Origin of the sequence: Mesorhizobium sp. M4B.F.Ca.ET.089.01.1.1 (genome assembly GCF_004022605.1) — a bacterium.
Lineage (GTDB): Bacteria > Pseudomonadota > Alphaproteobacteria > Rhizobiales > Rhizobiaceae > Mesorhizobium > Mesorhizobium abyssinicae.
The window spans coordinates 15,437-31,871 of the sequence record NZ_RZOS01000022.1 but is presented as its reverse complement, the minus strand read 5'-3'; the positions used below and the strand labels follow the sequence as shown (position 1 = coordinate 31,871).

At 62.5% G+C, this 16,435-nt stretch carries 14 protein-coding genes; 3 read left to right on the top strand and 11 right to left on the bottom strand.

Translation table 11 applies throughout. The features are described from left to right. Positions 1 to 19 precede the first annotated feature (19 nt). The 9 genes from EN780_RS04270 to EN780_RS04230 all read right to left on the bottom strand — a co-directional run bounded on the left by EN780_RS04270 (position 20) and on the right by EN780_RS04230 (position 9,964). The gene (locus tag EN780_RS04270) at positions 20 to 1,342 is read right to left on the bottom strand and encodes a glutamine synthetase family protein (protein WP_245499867.1); all 1,323 of its coding nucleotides are present in this window, start codon (positions 1,340 to 1,342) and stop codon (positions 20 to 22) included. Between the two features lie 7 nt (positions 1,343 to 1,349). Beyond that, the gene (locus EN780_RS04265) at positions 1,350 to 2,039 is read right to left on the bottom strand and encodes a TetR/AcrR family transcriptional regulator (RefSeq protein ID WP_128272294.1); all 690 of its coding nucleotides are present in this window, start codon (positions 2,037 to 2,039) and stop codon (positions 1,350 to 1,352) included. Next, positions 2,036 to 3,325: an alpha/beta fold hydrolase gene (locus EN780_RS04260; RefSeq protein WP_128272292.1), complete on the bottom strand. Its 1,290-nt coding sequence runs from the start codon at positions 3,323 to 3,325 to the stop codon at positions 2,036 to 2,038. Before EN780_RS04260 ends, EN780_RS04265 begins: the two co-directional genes overlap by 4 nt. Positions 3,326 to 3,331: 6 nt before the next feature. Then, positions 3,332 to 4,642, bottom strand: a complete 1,311-nt coding sequence (locus EN780_RS04255; RefSeq protein ID WP_127283482.1) for an acyl-CoA dehydrogenase family protein — start codon at positions 4,640 to 4,642, stop codon at positions 3,332 to 3,334. Positions 4,643 to 4,659: 17 nt separating this feature from the next. Further along, a complete protein-coding gene (locus EN780_RS04250; protein WP_128272290.1) occupies positions 4,660 to 5,712 on the bottom strand; it encodes a peptidase M29 in 1,053 nt (350 codons plus the stop codon). A gap of 253 nt (positions 5,713 to 5,965) precedes the next feature. Next, positions 5,966 to 6,718: an Asp/Glu racemase gene (locus EN780_RS04245; RefSeq protein ID WP_127404780.1), complete on the bottom strand. Its 753-nt coding sequence runs from the start codon at positions 6,716 to 6,718 to the stop codon at positions 5,966 to 5,968. 44 nt (positions 6,719 to 6,762) lie between these two features. Then, entirely contained in the window at positions 6,763 to 7,794 is a 1,032-nt protein-coding gene (locus EN780_RS04240) for a carbon-nitrogen hydrolase family protein (protein ID WP_128272288.1), read from the bottom strand. Between the two features lie 117 nt (positions 7,795 to 7,911). Continuing rightward, positions 7,912 to 8,832, bottom strand: a complete 921-nt coding sequence (locus tag EN780_RS04235) for a fumarylacetoacetate hydrolase family protein (protein ID WP_128272286.1) — start codon at positions 8,830 to 8,832, stop codon at positions 7,912 to 7,914. A gap of 10 nt (positions 8,833 to 8,842) precedes the next feature. After that, the gene (locus tag EN780_RS04230; protein WP_128272284.1) at positions 8,843 to 9,964 is read right to left on the bottom strand and encodes a cupin domain-containing protein; all 1,122 of its coding nucleotides are present in this window, start codon (positions 9,962 to 9,964) and stop codon (positions 8,843 to 8,845) included. A gap of 136 nt (positions 9,965 to 10,100) precedes the next feature. Here EN780_RS04230 and EN780_RS04225 point away from each other — a divergent pair, with 136 nt between their 5' ends. From EN780_RS04225 to EN780_RS04215, 3 genes are all read left to right on the top strand, one after another. Then, the gene (locus EN780_RS04225; protein WP_128272282.1) at positions 10,101 to 10,787 is read left to right on the top strand and encodes a GntR family transcriptional regulator; all 687 of its coding nucleotides are present in this window, start codon (positions 10,101 to 10,103) and stop codon (positions 10,785 to 10,787) included. A 557-nt stretch (positions 10,788 to 11,344) separates the two neighbouring features. Continuing rightward, positions 11,345 to 13,117: an adenylate/guanylate cyclase domain-containing protein gene (locus EN780_RS04220; RefSeq protein WP_128272280.1), complete on the top strand. Its 1,773-nt coding sequence runs from the start codon at positions 11,345 to 11,347 to the stop codon at positions 13,115 to 13,117. A gap of 138 nt (positions 13,118 to 13,255) precedes the next feature. Next, positions 13,256 to 14,200 (top strand): LysR family transcriptional regulator, encoded by a 945-nt coding sequence (locus tag EN780_RS04215; protein ID WP_128272278.1) that lies wholly within the window; start codon positions 13,256 to 13,258, stop codon positions 14,198 to 14,200. On the opposite strand, the gene EN780_RS04210 is transcribed toward EN780_RS04215, so the two are convergent. Next, positions 14,143 to 14,847, bottom strand: coding sequence for a peroxiredoxin-like family protein (locus EN780_RS04210; RefSeq protein ID WP_128272276.1), 705 nt, complete (start codon positions 14,845 to 14,847; stop codon positions 14,143 to 14,145). The genes EN780_RS04215 and EN780_RS04210 overlap by 58 nt on opposite strands. A 181-nt stretch (positions 14,848 to 15,028) precedes the next feature. After that, positions 15,029 to 16,423 (bottom strand): NAD(P)/FAD-dependent oxidoreductase, encoded by a 1,395-nt coding sequence (locus EN780_RS04205; RefSeq protein ID WP_245499866.1) that lies wholly within the window; start codon positions 16,421 to 16,423, stop codon positions 15,029 to 15,031. Between the last annotated feature and the right edge of the window lie 12 nt (positions 16,424 to 16,435).

Sequence of the window (16,435 nt, the reverse complement as noted above, 5' to 3'; positions counted from 1 at the left end):
GATCGGCATCCATGGTCATTCACCCCAGGTCGAAGAAGCGTTCCAGCTCAACGTCCGGAACCTTGCGACGGAACTCGTTGTGCTGGCTTTCGCGGGTGGCCGTGAACGCCTCGACAAAGCGTGCGCCCAGCCAGTCCTTGGCGAAGGCGGAGCCGCGCAGCCGGTCGATTGCATCCGGCATCGAGCGGGCGAAGTCGCGGGCGGGTTGCTGCGCATAACCCGAGCCGATGGTTTCGGGATCTGGCTCGATCTCACCGATGACGCCGGCGACCCCGGCCGCGATGGTTGCGGCGGCCGAGAGGTAGGGATTGGAATCTGCGCCGGGCAGGCGATTTTCCACCCGCAGGGACCCCGCGTCATGACCGACGAGGCGAAAGCAGGTGGTACGGTTTTCGAAACCCCATGTCAGGCCAGGCGGCGCGAACGTGCCGGGGGCGAAACGCCGGTAGCTGTTCACCGTCGGCTGAAAAACTAGCGTCGCGTCACCGACATAGGCCTGCAGCCCGCCAAGGAAGTGGCGAAAAGTGCGGCTGACGCCGTTCTTCTCCTTCGCGTCCCAGAACAGGGACCTGCCTGTCTTGTCCTTCAGGCTGATGTGCAGGTGGATCGACTGGCTATCCGCCTTTTCGTTCCAGCGCGGCATGAAGGTGACCGACCGGCCCTGCCGCAGCGCCAGCGCGCGGATGAAGTTCTTCAGGAGAACCAGCTGGTCGGCCGGCTCCATGCCCTCGCCGGCGCCGATGCACGCCTCCATGAAACCCGCGCCGATTTCCTCGTGCATCTTGGCGAGGTCGATCTTCAGCGGCTCGCACATGGCGGCCACGGCCTCGTACCACTCGGTCTGGACGACCTGGTAAAGGATCAGGTCGTGGCTTGCATGCGCCGTCGCGGTCTTGAGATTGCGATAGCCCTTCGCCTTCGCGCTCTCCGGCGTCTCGTCGAACAGCGTGTATTCCAGTTCCATTCCGTATTTCGGCACCAGCCCCGCTTCGCCGGCACGGGCAAGAACGGATTTCAGGATCGCGCGGGGGCATATCTGTGATGAAGCACCGGTGTAGTTCGACAGCACCAGCAGGTCATGCCCGGCCTTCGACCACGGCAGGCGGCGGACGGAACCGGGATCGAGCTGCAAGGGGTCATCGTGGAAATCACCCTTATCGTCATTGACGCCAGGAATGATGAGCATCGCATCGGTCGGGTCCAGCGCCAGTTGCGCGGGGGCCATGCCCATGCCGTTCTTGGCAATGCCCTTGAGGCTGTTGGCCGAGACCATCTGCCCGCGCAGCAGCCCATTGGTGTCGGTCATCGCGACCGTGGCAAAGCGGCTGGCCGGGTCGGCCATATAATCGTCAAGCGTCATGTTGCACCTGATTGAGGGAATGGGCGCCGATAAGTCGTGCGAGTTCGGCGAGATCAGTCTCGGGCTGTGTCGAATAGGCCTTGAGGAATACCTTGAGGCCGTTGTTCAGATAGCGGGCGATCTCGGCGCGCGAGGGCGAGTGGTCCGGCATGTAGAGGGCCTGCGTGCGCGGCGCCGACAGGATCAGGCCCCATAGATCCTGCGCGGCGAGTTCGGCGTCGTCGAAAGCCAGCCGGCCGGCGCGTCGCTGGCCTTGCAGATAATCCATGATGCCGCGCAGCAGGCGGTCCGGCCCAACCTCCTGATAGGCGCGGCCGATCTCCGGAAAGCGTTGCACCTCGCCAATGATGAGCCTTGCCAGCGACAGGAGGTCCGGACGCAGCACGGTGTCGGCGTAGTCCCAGGAAAATTCCAGCAGGTCCGCCACCATGCCGCGATCGGAAGGATGTTCGAAGACCGCCAGCATCTGGTCGCGCTCGCCAAGCATCATGGCCGAGAACAGCGCTTCCTTGGACTGGAAGTACTGGTAAAGCGTTGGCTTCGACAGGTTCGCCTCGAGAGCGACGGCATCCATGTTGGCGCCGGAATAGCCCATTTCGGAAAAGACCTTCAGCGCGGCTTCCAGGATGCGCCGCTCGCGCTCGATCTTGTTTTGCTGTCGGCGGGACAAGGCGGTCATCGCGGCAGTTTCCTCAGGAAGTCCAGCAGGATGCGGCTGTAGGCTGCGGGCTGCTCGACATTGCAGACATGGCCGGCATCTAGGATGGTCTCGTAGCGGATGTCTGGCCGGGAGGCCTGGTCGAGTATTCGCCCGGCAACGCTGCGGATCTCCGATGGCGACGCCAGCCGGTCGTGGTCGCCCGTCATCATCAACACCGGCATGGTCAGGCGCGAGAAATCGAAACGCTCGGAGGGATTCGTGAAGCAGACGAGCGCGTCGCGATAGGTGGCGGACGGGATCGCCGCCATCGACCGGAAAAGCTGTTCCTTCACCGCGTCGGAGGCGTTCGGCCCCGCCAGCACTTTCACCACCGCAGGAGCGAAATCGGCCGGCGTCTGGCCGGCATCCAGCGGCACCTCGCGGCTGACACGGAAGGTCTCGCGCTCCTCGAGGCTTGCCTCCGACATGCCGGTGCAGCCACCCGAAAGGACCAGCCCCGCCAGCATCTCCGGGTGGCGCATGGCGAAGGAGGTGGCGATCCACGAGCCCAGGGAGAGGCCGACCAGCACCAGCCGATCGGCGCCAAGTTCTTCCTTCACGCGCAGGATGTCGTCGCAGTAGTCCTCTACGGTCGACTGCATTCGCCCGAGCGCGCTGCCGCCGTACCCGCGCAAGTCGAGTGCCGCCGCGCGCGTCACGCCGCCTGCGGCCGCGAGTTGCGGCAGCCAGTTGCCGCGCGAGCCGCCGATACCGTGCAGGAACAGGCAGAGCGGCCCGTCGCTGTCCGTCGTCGTTAGCGCGAGGCGAGGCTCGCCATCGATGACTATGTCCCGCGTGGCGGCAGAGGCGGGCAGGGGCCTTGGCTGCTCCGCCGCGTCGGTAGCCAGCGATGTCTCCGACAGGGCGGCGATGCCCGCTTCGAAGATCGCCTTCGTGCCCTCGCAAATCGCCTGCAACCGCGGCGAGGCGGCCTCGACCCGCGCGCTCCAGCGCAGGGTGCTGCCGCCATGATCGCCGGCGCCTACGGCAATGCGGCCGTCATAGGATTGCGCGCCGGCAATGCCTCCGAGATGTGTGTAGGCCAGCGTGCGGTCGCTGTCGCTCAGCCAGGTGAGTTGCTCGCGATAGACGGTACCCTCCCCATGGGCGGTAAAGGCGCGAACCAGCGTGCCGCGTGCGTCGCGCTCGGCGTGGATGGTGGCGATGGCCGGGTGCCATTGCCCGCAGAAGTCCGAAACGACGGACCACACCGCCTCCGGCGAGGCAGCTGAGACGCCGACGACCTCAACCGTTTCGCGCGCCATTGGCGTCTACCGGGCCGATCGCGCGGCGCCGTGCTCGCCGCGCCACAGCGACATGCGGGCGCCGCCTTCATCGCCAGGGGCGGAGTCGATCTCGTCCATCTCGTAGAGCGCCAGCACCGAGAGGTAGTCTTCCATGATCTCGGATGTGAAGGGCAGCATCAGCGCGCCGCAGCGGCTGTCTCGGTACATCCGCTCCAGCGGCAGCGATTTCAGCATCGACTGGCCGCCGCAGGTGCGGATGGCCATCGACGTCATCTCGGCCGCGCCTTCCATAACGTTGTATTGCGCGGCGTACATGCGCAGCACCTCGCCCTTGGTCGGAAAGCCTTTCGACTCGCCGAAAGCCTGCCACCACAGCGCGCGCATGTTCGCCAGCCGGGCGTACATCTTGCCCACCGCGATACGCTTGGTCGCATACATGCGCCGATCTATCGGTGGCTGGCCGGGCACCTTGCCCTTGAGATAGTCGACCATGAAGTCGAAGGCGCCCTGCGCGACACCCATATAGGTGGGCGAAAGGGTCACCATCATGTGAGGCCAGTTGGGCAGCGTCTTGCCGAAGATGCCCCGCGGCATCAAGAGGTCCAATTCGGTGACGAAGACGTCCTTCAGGATGAGGTCGCGGCTGTTGGTGCCGCGCATGCCGAGCGGATCCCAGTCGCCCTTGACGCTGAGGCCCGGCGCATCCTTGTGGACGACGAACAGCATGGTGTCCTCGTGGCGCGGCTCCCGTCCCTCGAACACCTCGGTGCAAACGATGGTGTAGTAGTCGCAATAGCCGGCCAGCGAGGCGAATTTCTTGAAGCCGTTGATCTTCCAGCCGCCGTCGACCTTGCGGCACTGCGTCTGGTTCGGCTTCGAGGTCCAGTTCTGGCCCCCCTCGGAGATCGGCTGCGAATAGATCGCCTTTTCGGCGATGGCGCGGCGGAACTGGCGCTCGCGCAGCGGCGCGAATGCCGCCTTCTCCTGGGGCGTCAGGTTCGGCATATCGAACATGAAGCGCGACCAAGCCATGGACGAGTTGTGCATGTTGAAGGTCAGTGCGGTGGCGCCGCAGTATTTGCCGATCTCGGCGCCGACCATGGCATACTCGAACATCGAGAAGCCCCAGCCACCGAATTCCTCCGGGATGCAGAGCCCGAGAAAGCCTTCAGCCGCCAAATCCTTGTAGTTCTCGACCGGGAAGGAGGCGTCATCGTCGATCCCCTTGGCGCGCGACGCGAATTTATCGCGGCCAAGCTCGTTGACCAGCCGCAGCTTGGCTTGCACCTGCGGGCGGATGCGGGAGAGGTCGTAGTAATCGGCAATGTCGCTCATGGTCTTCTCCGAGGGCGTCAGGACGCCAGTTCGCCTTGCAGGAGGCCGTCCTTGACGACGACGTTCCCGTCCAGAGTGATTGTGCAGTTGCGCATCGGCAGGTCGAAATGACCGAGCGTGTAGCGGCCGGCATATTGGTTGGCGCCTGTGGACCACAGGAACGATCCCGCCAGCGCGCGGAACTCCACAGCCTGCATGTCACGCTTGTCGTACATGGCGGCCGAGACCCAGCGGGCGCGCGGATGCATGCCCCAGCCGACATGGCTCATGCCGTAGGCGTTACGGTCGTTCCAGGCTTCCATGTATTCGCGGAAATGGATGGCATCGACGCCGTCGCCCTTGATGGCGGTGACGAAGTCGTCCTCGACGGTGAAGTCGATGCGGCTGGTGAGCGTCGTCTTGAACGTCAGGTTCATGTCGCCAACGTCCATGACGATCCGGCCGTTCACGCAGTTCTTTCCGGGAAAGGCGAGGCAGAGCCCGCCCGGCCAGTGTGCCACAGCGCCGGGCGTGGTGCCGAAGCCAGGCGTGCCGCCGCAGGGTGCGTTGCGCAAATCGATGACGAGATCGGTACCAGCAGGCGAGGTGACGCGCATCTCGCTCGCCTCGCGCAGCATCTGCACACCGAGCGCCACCTTCGGGCCGAGCTCGGCCGTCGGCTCGGTGCGCTCGAGGATTTCAGGATGTTCGTTCGTGACGACCAGGAGGCGGGTTCGTCCTGCCGCCTCGATCTCGGGCCATTCCGGGGCATGGATCAGCCCCTCGACCGTACAGTCGACGATCACCTCGCAGAGCTTCAGGGCCTCGATCACGGCGCGGTTGCCCTGGATCGCCCAGGACGTGCCGGTGGACTTCACCGGCACCGGCGCCGTTTGGCGCGGCGTCGGCATCTGGATCATGCAGAATTCGGCACCGAGATCGTGCAGGGCGAGTTCCGACAGGTGGACCAGCACCGGACGCGACTGCGTCTCAGACAGGATCGCCACCCTTGTCCCTTTGCCGATAGCATTTAGTACGAAGACGCGGCGGAAGCAGTCCAGCCACCGTCCTTCGATGCGCTCTTGCAGCATCGCTAAACTCCCATTGACGATCCGGCTTGTTTCGGATTTCTTTACTTGTCAGTTAAGTTTTCACGTTTGCATAAGCCTGTCAATGAAATTTTCGAAGATTCTTCTTTTTTCGAGAATAATGACGTGTCGCAGGAATCCGGGCTGATCACCGCGATCAGGCGGTGGGACGGGCCTCGCGGAAATCCGGACTGCATTGCCGACTGGTGGCCGGGTCGGTCTTCGATCCAGGGGCCTATGACTGAACCTGCGCTCGTCAATACCTGCCGGAGAGCAGTTCCCCGGCGCCGGGTGACGCGGCGAGCAGTCCAAGCCGTGACATCATCTGATAGCTGGTACAGACAGAGGCACTGACGACGGGAAGGCCCAGCGCCTTCTGGAGTTCGTCGATCACCGGCAAGGAAGGCATCTGCACGCAGGCGGACGCGACAAACGCGTCGATCCCCGTCGTGTCGACCCTCTTGTAGATGTCGAGCAGGTTGTTCGGATCGTGCCTGCCGACTTCGAGGTTGTCGGGAATTTCGAGGGCGACGAAGTCCTTCACCGCTATTCCCTCATGCTCAATGTAGTCGACCACCAGCTGGGTAAGCGGCTTCATGTAAGGGCATATCACCGAGATCTTCTTCGCCCCAAGCACCTTGAGGCCATCGACGAGCGCACCTGCACTCGTGACAACTGGAGCAGGAGCGCCGTTCTCCGCTGTGCGCATATGCAGCCGCGCTTCCGAGGTGCGGTGATAACCCTTGCCCATGCTCATGATCGCGACCAGACAGGCATAGCCGAGGACGTCGACGCGCGCGTCGGAAAGCTCGATCGCGCAGCGGTCGCTGTCACGATCCATGGCCTCGAGCTCTTCCTTGACCACCTTCTTCATCCGCATCCGGCTGGAATGGAAAGTGAAACGTTCAGGCAGGAATATTTCCCTCGTGCGGAAAATTGCCGGGATTTCCGTCTCCATTGTGGTGTTGGAGGAAGGCACGATCTGCCCGATGCGAAAAGTGCTCGCCATGCTGGATCCGCTCCGTCTGACTGCTGTAACTGGTAGGCTTCGGCTTATGCCGAATGGGCACCTGGCTGTGCCGGTTCGATCAAGCCGGCGTCATCGCTGTCGAAGGTCTGCGCCCTTTCGGTCAGGCAAATCGGTTCCAGCCTGCGGCGGTTTACCCGCAGGTCGAAAACGTCGAACCGGTTGTAGTGGCCGACTATGTCATGCATCTGCTTCGGCTGGATGCAGCGTCCGAGATCAATCTCGGCGTAAACGATTCCTTCTTCGTCGATCAGCGGCTCGCCAACCACGCGCCCGTCCGGGCCGATCACCCCAGAGAAGGCGCTGGACTTGCGCTGCAGGCGCGCCCTTGCATCCGGAACGACACCTTCCATTGCGGCTATGATTTCTTCCGAGACGGTCGAACAGGAAACGATCGTAAAGACCTTGCCTTCGAACGAGTGGGCCATGGCGCGCAGCTTTATGGCCTCCGCCATGTCGTAGTCGGGCGGCGCAACAGGCAGCGAAATGTAGCTGACGACGTGAACCAGTTCGCCTTGGGCGAGAAGGGTGTAGCGCGCAAGGGTGTTCGTGTTCTCGCCGCAAGCAAGCGCGCCGAGTGGCCCGATTGCAGTATCGTGGACTTTCAGGCCGGCTCCATCGCCAGGCGCCCAGGTCAACTTTTCGGCCCAGGTCGGCATCAATTTGCGGTGCTTGCCAAGCAGCGTTCCATCCGGGCCGATGGTCAACAGGGTGTTGTAGAGAGTTCCAATCGAACTCGTGCTGCGCTCGTTGATGCCGATCACGACGTGGATGCCGGCTTCGCGTGCCGCACTGCGCAGGATTTCGACTTCCGGACCGGGCTCGGCAATGGCGGCGCGCGCCAGTTTGTCGAACCAGGCTCCGCCGGTCACCGGATCGGTGATCCAGCTCCAATACGGATAGGCCGGGATGAACACCTCCGGGAAGGCGATGAGATCCGCGCCATTGGTCCTTGCCTCGCGGATCAGGGAGACGGTCTTCTCGATCGTCGCCGGCGTATCGAGAAAAACGGGTGCGGCTTGCACCGCCGCGGCAACGAACTTTGGAAGCTTCAGCATGGCAACTCTCCTGCTCTCGAGCCACCAGGCGGGCTGTCTTGGACGCCAGAGACCTTCTGATCGCTCAGATCCGGAACCAACCGCACGACGGCTGTCTTGAACGGCGTGGGCACGTGTCTACTCCGGCGTTGCGTTCACGACTGGATGCCGCAGCGTGCCGATCCCTTCAACGCATGCCACGACCACGTCGCCCGGCCACATCCATTCCTGCGGATCGCGCCCGGCGCCGACACCTTCCGGCGTGCCGCTGGCGATGATGTCGCCGGGCTCCAGCGTGATCGCCGACGAAATGTCGGCGATCAGGTGGTCGACCTTGAACAGCATGTGGCGGGTGTTGGACCGCTGTTTCTCGACCCCGTTGAGCGTCAGCGACAGGTCGAGCACCTGCGGGTCGGGAATCTCGTCGGCCGTCACGATGCACGGCCCGAACGGCGCGTACGTGTCCTGACCCTTGGAGAAGATCCATTGACCGGCGCGCCGGTTGTCGCGCGCCGAAACGTCGATCATCACCGAATAGCCGAAGACGTGGTCTAGTGCGTCCTCCTTGCGCACGCGGCGGGCGGTGGTGCCGATGATAACGGCAAGTTCCACCTCCCAATCGAGCTGCTGCGTCATCTTCTTGTTGTGCTCGATGCCGTCCCCAGGCCCGATCACCGTGGTCGGCGGCTTCGAGAAGACGACCGGCTGCTTCGGCAGGTCTTTTGACGTGTCGAGCGACTTCGCACTTTCCGCGACATGCTCGACATAGTTCAGGCCGATGCCGAAGATATTCTTGCGCGGTCGGGGAATGGGCGCCAGCAGCCTTACATTGTCCACCGCAGTGGCGGTTCCGGGCGGGAAGCGTCCGGCTGCCCTGCCGAGGCAGTCGCGAAGCGTCTCCAGTCCGCCGCGCCCGGCATCGATCAGGCCGAGCATGGTATCGGGCAGGGTCGTGCCTTGCGCCGTGGCGAGCGCCTCCACATCCACCACCAAATTGTCGACGAGGACGCCGAGCCTTGCCGCCGCCTCGACCGAGGCGCGATAGGTCACAAGTTTCATGATCTTTCCTTCAGAGGAGCGGCTGCAGGCCGCCATTGTCGCCGAATGCCTGCTCGCGGTAGAGCCCGAGCGCCCGCATCACCGGCAGGTCGGACAGGCAGAATAGGCAGGCGTCCTCGCGATCCGAGCCGTTGGCATGCTCGTGCCACGCCCAGGACGGCACGCAGAAGATGTCGTGCTCCTGCCAATCGTAGCGGCGGCCGTCGATAATCGAATGACCGCCGCCCTTCGCCACATGGTAGAGGCCGCTGCCCGTGTGCCGGTGCGCTTTTGTGTGCTCGCCGGGACGCAGCATCTGCATCGATGCGCCGAGCGTCTGCATGACCGGGCCGTTCGTCACCGGGTTCACATACTCCATCAGCACGCCGTCGAAGGGCGAGCCATCGGTGCAGCCCGCGTATCTCGTCAGTGCGTCGTAGGTTGGTGCCCATTCGTATTTGAACATCGGGCTGTAGCCCTTGGTCCAGTTCTCGCCCATCGGCCTAAGCCCGGCGTTCCCCCAGGTCTTGGTCATGTCGTCGACCGCGTAGCCGACCGCCTGGCTGAGATCCGGGTGAACCTCGTAGAAATTGGCTTCCATGGCGTTGACGAAGGGGATGTCCAGGCCGTCCTGCCAGATGCAGGGCGAGCCGGTCGCCTCCACGCCATGCTCGTGCCAGGTGTCGTTCGGCGTCAGCACGAAATCGTTCGCGCCGAGCGTCATCTTGTGCCCGTCCACCACCGTATAGGCGCCCGAGCCCTCGATGATGAAGCGGATCGCCGAGGCCGAGTGGCGATGCGCCGAGGCAACCTCGCCGGGGTTCATCACCTGGAGCCCGCCATAGATCCAGCCGACCGCGGCGGCCACGTCGGTGCGCCCCGGATTGTTCAGATAAACCACCCGCCGTCCGGCCTTTTCCGGTGTGACGAGTTCAACCGAGCGAAGGACATGCGTACGCAGGTCGCGATAGCGCCAGACCACCGGCACCGACTGCGACTTCGGTTCCCAAGGCTCGATCTTGTTGGCGACGGTCCACAGCGCGCCTGCCTTATGGCGCGCCAGTTCGTCGTAATAGGCAAGCAATTCCGGCGTGTCCTCGACGTTCGCCCGGCCGACGACATCCTCGCGATGGTTTTCGCGCTCCTGTGCCATGGCATCCTCCTGCTTGTAGCCCGTTAAGTCTAGCATGGCCTCAAGGATTTTCGATTGCAACAGAAATTTTCGAAAATAAATGAAATTGCCGACGAGCTCCTCTATGAGGTAAGGCTGTACGGGCGAGGAAATGTGAATGACGCTTGCCCAAAAAGCCTACGATGCCCTGCGCCACGACATCATACGCGGCGAACTTCCGCCTGGCCGACCGTTGCGTCTTGCCGACTTGGGCGAGCGCTATGGCATGGGCTTCTCGCCGCTGCGCGAGGCACTGAACCGCCTGCAGGCCGAACGGCTGGTGACGGCCGAATCGCTGCGCGGCTTCCGCGTGGCGCCGCTGTCGCTCGACGAGCTCCACGACGCCACGTCACTGCGTATCGTCATCGAGACGGAAGCGCTCAAGGCATCAATCAAGAATGGCGACGACGCCTGGGCGTCGGGCATCGTGTCCTCGCTCTACGCCTTGAACGTGCAGGCGGCGCGAACGGGCCCCGAAGCCGATATCTGGACTTTCGAAAAGCGGCACCACGCGTTCCACCGCGCCTTGCTGGCGGGTTGCAATTCGCCATGGACGCTGGAATTCTTCGAACGGCTCTATGCAGCGACCGAGCGCTACCGCATTCCCGTTCTGCTGGCCTCTGCCCGACCGGTCGGTCGCGATGTCCAGGCCGAGCATGGCGCGCTTGCGGAAGCGACCCTCGACAGGGATGCGGACAAGGCCTCCGTGCTGCTCGAACAGCACTATCTGCGGACGGTCGAGGACCTGGCGGAAGTCATCAGCTCCAGCAAGGGCGTGCCTCTGCCGGTCAGGCAGACCGTCTGATTGGGCACTTCGATTTTTGCCTAAGGAGATGGTGGAGAGACTTGTGGGGTTGTGTTCTCTTCCTGATACTTGGGTTCGCCAGGCCATACGAGAAAATACGAAGGAAAAGGGTTGACTATCCACCCGCTAACCTATTGATTTTCTGTAGAAAATGATGACTCTCCTGCCCTACCAACTATGACGTAGCGCAAGGCCATTAATTTCGAAAGGCTCTCCGACGGTTGGTGCGGTGATCGGCGGCAACGGCGTGCGAAAGGGCGGCCTGACCCATCCAGTATACTCGCCAGGGCTAACGACGGCTTCGCGTCCAATTTCGGCCTAACAGGCAAAGTTCGTCGTTGTCCTGAAGCGGACTCCATCAAGCTGAGGGTCGTGATTGCGACTCTCCCCGATCCGTATCCAAACCCATGGAAGGGACGAGACGCGACCATGAGCGGGAACGGCTCAGCCCATACCAAGACGCAATAATTTAGGTTACCTTTCCGGGGCTGAGCTATCGCGACCTATGGTCGGGTCGCATCACTTGGGAGACCGTCGTCCAATCTCAAAGCCGCATCATGCGTCGATCGCTATTTCAGAAGTATTTCTTCGTCTTGTTTGCCGCGGCCATTTTTCCGATCGCTGCCGGTGGCATCAGCAACACGTGGTTCAGCTATGTCGACCAGCATGCGATCCTCAGTGCCCTGCTGCAGTCCGAGGCAACATCGGCGGCCGACAAAATTGAGAGCTTTCTTGACGGCATCCAGCTTCCGCTAGGCTCGACGATCCCCCCGGAAGGATCGAATATGGCCAGCGTGAAACAGCTTCGGCTTCTTGCCGTACGAGCGATGCACGAGGTCCCGGGAATCCTCAGCATCAGTATTGTCGATGGTACTGGCGCGGAGCGGCTGCACATCTCTCGCATTGGCAAAAACAGGACAGAAAGCGGGGCGGATCGCTCAGGCGATCCCGCTGTCGTGGGCCTCAGGACGGCGAAGGTGTGGTACGGTCCAGTCATTTATCGCCCGGGGTCCGAACCCTCCCTAACCATGGCGATGGCCAGCTACGACAATTTAGCCGTCGCCAACTCGGTCATCGCCGAAATCAGTCTGAAGCCGATCTGGCTCATCGTTTCCGAAATCCGCGTGGGCCGCAGCGGCCAGGGATTTGTCATCGACCAGGCCGGCCGCCTCATCGCTCACCCCGCGATCAGCAAAGTGATGGAGGGCGCGGACGAGAAAGCAGCGCTGGCCCTGCGCGAATTGCGGGATGCGAGCGCTGCCGCAGGCGGCACTGCGATTGCAAGCCGCAACGCCGAGAATGAACGCGTTGTGATTGCTGGCGCGCCGGTTACCGCGGCCGGCTGGACGGTAATTGTCGAGCAGTCGCAGGCAGAGGCTTTTGCGCCTCTATACGCTTCATTGTGGCGGACGGGCGGGTTGTTGTTCCTCGCCACAGTCCTTGCGGCGGTGCTCGCATACTGGCTTGCCAGACGGATGAGCGGGCCTATCCTCCTGTTGGAGGAGGGCGCTCTCAAGATCGGTGCTGGACAGTTCGATCACCGGCTCACCATCTCCACTGGAGACGAACTTGAACGGTTGGCTGCTCGGTTCAACCAAATGGCGCAGGAACTTGCCACATCGCGGGACCGCGCGGAACGACTGACGCGGTTGAAGCGCTTCCTTGCACCACAGGTTGCGGAACTCGTAGAGAAGGCCGGTGACGAGCGAATGCTCGCTGGACAGCGCGCAGAAGTAGTCGCTGTTTTTAGCGACTTGCGTGGCTTTACTGCATTTTCATCGCACGCTGAGCCTGAGAACCTCATGCAGGTCCTGCGCGAGTACTATGAGGCGCTCGGCGCGATAATCACCAAGTATGAAGCAACGCTGACCAGTTTTTCGGCGGATGGATTGATGATCCTCGTCAACGCCCCGGTTCCATGTGAAGAGCCGGCGCTTCATGCCGTAAAAATGGCTGTCGACATGCAGGATTCCACACAAGAGCTCATATCTGATTGGCGGCAGCGTGGTTATGAGATTGGCTTCGGCATGGGTCTCGCTATGGGGTGGGCAACGGTGGGTCGGATTGGCTATGAGGCCCGCGCTGACTACACCGCAATTGGCAATGTCGTGAACTTGGCGTCGAGGCTGTGTTCGTCCGCTGAAGATCGACAAATCCTTATCGATTATTCCGTGGCGCGCCATTTGCCTGGTAACATGCCGATCGTTGACCTCGGCACGCGCCAGTTCAAAGGCCTCGAAGGGCACGTTCGCGTCTACAATGTTGAGACGCAAGGAAGCGAACGACCGAAATTAGATTCTGCTGAGAACGACGCCAGGCAAAAGGGCTAGGCTCCTCTGCATCGACGTCCGCAATCGCCGCCGATCCTCGGCCTCGCCGCGAGCCACTTTGCTCAATGAGATCAATTGGGTTAGTCTCGCAATATGCGCCATCGCTGATAAACCATTTCGCTGAGGGGGCGAAAGTTCATGGAGATGCAGCAGGTCCGCTATTTTTTGGCCCTGTCCAATACGTTGAATTTCACCAGAGCGGCCGAAGAGTGCAACGTCACGCAGCCGGCGCTTACGCGCGCCATCAAGACGCTTGAAGAGGAACTGGGCGGAGAGCTGCTTCGGCGCGAGCGCCAGCATTCGCACCTCACCGAACTTGGGCGCCGCATGCTGCCGCTGCTGCAGCAGTGTTATGATGCCGCCACTTTCGCCAAATCGCTTGCCAAGGCAGTGCAAAGCAGCGACGTCGCGCCGCTCAATGTCACGATCTCGAACAGCGTCAATATCGCGCTGCTGGTGTCGCCGTTTACGGAGCTTTTCCGGGCCTATCCCGGCGTTCACCTCAAGATCAACCGTGGTTCGCCGGCTGCCGTCATCGACGCCCTGAAAAGTGGTGATGCCGAACTGGCGATTGCCGGGCCGCTGGGACAGGTCTGGGATCGCCTGGACGTGTGGCCGCTGTTTCAGGAGGAGATTGAGCTCGCCGTAAATTCCGATCATCCGCTTGCCCGGCGCAATGAGGCCGATATCTCGCTGGCCCAGCTTGCGGCAGAGCCTGTGCTCAGCCGGATCGATTGGGAGACGAGCGAGGAACTGTCGCGCTGCCTTTCCGCAAAAGGCTACTCGCCTCGAACCGCGCATGAAGTAGAAACCGACCAGGACCTACTCGCGCTGCTCGAGGCCAATGCCGGGGTCGGCTTTGTCTCGCTTACGGCGCCGCGATCCTCGAACACCCGGCGGCTCAAGCTTCGCGATCTGGACGTCGCGGATCGTTTCCGTTTATGCGGTTGCCGGCAGGCAGCGCTCGCCTGTCGCGACAACGCTGCTCAACCTGCTGAGGTCAGCAGATTGGTCGACATTCGGCGTCAGCGAGCCCGCCTGAGCGCCGCGATCATCTCGTCAATGTCCATGCGCCGGCGGTAGTCCGGATCGACGAAGCGATCCGCGATGATGCCGTTCGTTCCGACGATGAAGGTGGCTGGGATCGGCAGAAACCAGCTGCTGTTGCCCTGGTAGTTTGGGAGATCGAGCCCCAGGCCCATCAGCCGCTCCATCTCTGCACCGACCCAGATCGCAAGGTTGAGGGACAATGCGTAGCCGTTGTCCATGTCGACCAGAAACGGGAACTGCGCGCCAACCGCGGCCTTCATGGCTTTGGCAAATTTGCGCCGCTCGGGCATTATCACGACCACCTGTCCACCAAGCTCAGCAATCTCGCGCTGCACCTCGACGATGCCGATGGCGTTCAAGCGGCAGTAGGGGCACCAGTGCCCACGCTGAAAGGTGATGACGGCTGGGCCCCTGGCGAGGATTTCCGACAGGCTGACGAGCTTGCCATCGTCATCAGGCAACAGGAAACCGGGCATTGCTTCGCCCGGAGCCGGCGCCATGGTCCCGGCCCCTTGTTTCTCAAGGCGATCCACCAGTCGCTCTACAGCGTCCGCGAATTCCGAGTTCAGACGGCGAACCGCCGCGGCAACCACCGCCAGCCGTTCGTTGAGAGGCGCATCAAGTTCGATGGCTGCCTGGACGGACTGCTCGAATGTCATTGCCTGGTCGTCGGCGGTCATGTCTGCACTTTCACGCGTCCCGCACAGCCTACCACCGGAGCCCCTCGGCCATTGCCATGTTTTTCCTGCATGGTTTCGATGCCCCCCGTGCATCGTCGCATGCCAGGTTCCTGTTCCATTCGCCTCCCAACCAGATACCCCCCGACGATCCGATCCGCCGGCACACTTTGGGCGACATGCATCAGTGAAGCTTGATCCGCGGTCTTGCCCGCCTGACGATCATCTCGCCTATCGCAGCCAGCATGGTCTTCGCCAGTCCGTGCACCGCCTTGAGATGCATCTTGTATAGCGAGCGATAGACAAGCCTTGCAACGAGACCTTCGATCTTCAGCCCTCCGATCAGGCTGCCAAACGCGCCGTAGTCGGCCAGCGAGACCACGGAACCATAGTCGCGGTAGCGATACGCCGGCGCGGCACGCCCTGCGAGACGAGTTGCGATCACCTTCACCATGTGATCTGCCTGCTGATGGGCCGTCTGGGCTCGCGGCGGCAAGGCGTTGTCTTCGCCCGGCAGCATGCAGTTCGCACAGTCGCCGATCGCGAATACATGCTCGTCTCCAACCGCCCGCAGGGTTTCGTCGACGACCAGCCGGTTGATGCGGTCGGTTTCGAGGCCATCGAGATCCCTCAGGAAATCCGGCGCCTTGATGCCGGCCGCCCATACCACCAATTCGGCCGGCACAAACAGCTTTTCGCCTAGCCGGATACCGTCTTCGGTCACTTCGGTGACCTTGATGCCGCAACGCATCTGCACGCCAAGTTTGATCAGCAAGCGTGCCGTCGCGCGCGCCATAGGCTCAGGCAGCGCCGGGAGAATCCTCGACCCGGCTTCGACGATGGTGATGCGGATCAGCCTTTCGAAGTCGATGTTGTCGAGATTGTGCGATGCAATTTCACGCATCGACTTGTGCAGCTCCGCGGCCAGTTCAACGCCGGTTGCGCCGGCGCCGACGATGACGCAATGGAGCTGACCGGGCGACAGCTGCTCGTATTGCGCGTTGGCACGAAGGCATGCATCTATCATGCGCCTGTTGAATCGGGCGGCCTGCTCCGCGGTGTCGAGCGAAATGGCGTGGCGCGCGGCGCCCGGCGTGCCGAAATCGTTGCTGACGCTGCCGACTGCCATGACCAGCGTGTCGTAGCCAAGAACGCGTGGCGGTATGACCTGCCGGCCGTCATCGTCGAAGCTGGGCGCAACAAAGACCTGGCGCTTTGTACGGTCAACGCCGACGACCTCGCCGATGCGGTACCGATAGCCGTGTCGGCTGGCATGGGCGATGTATTCGACGGCGTCGTGCGACGCGCTCAAGGCGCCGGACGCCACCTCATGCAATAGCGGTTTCCAGATATGGGTGCGGTTTCGATCGACAAGCGTGACCGAAAGCCGCCGGTTGCCGAACTTGCGGCCGAGGCGCGTCGCCAGTTCCAGGCCGCCGGCGCCGCCGCCGACAATGACCACGCGGTGCAGTGACTTGTCCGCGTGCGAGGGAGTCTCCGGGATGGTGCGGAACAGCGCCGCATTGTTGGCCAGAACGGCTTCAGGAATGAGCCGCATACCTGGAGTGATGATCTGCATCGGTGGTCTCCA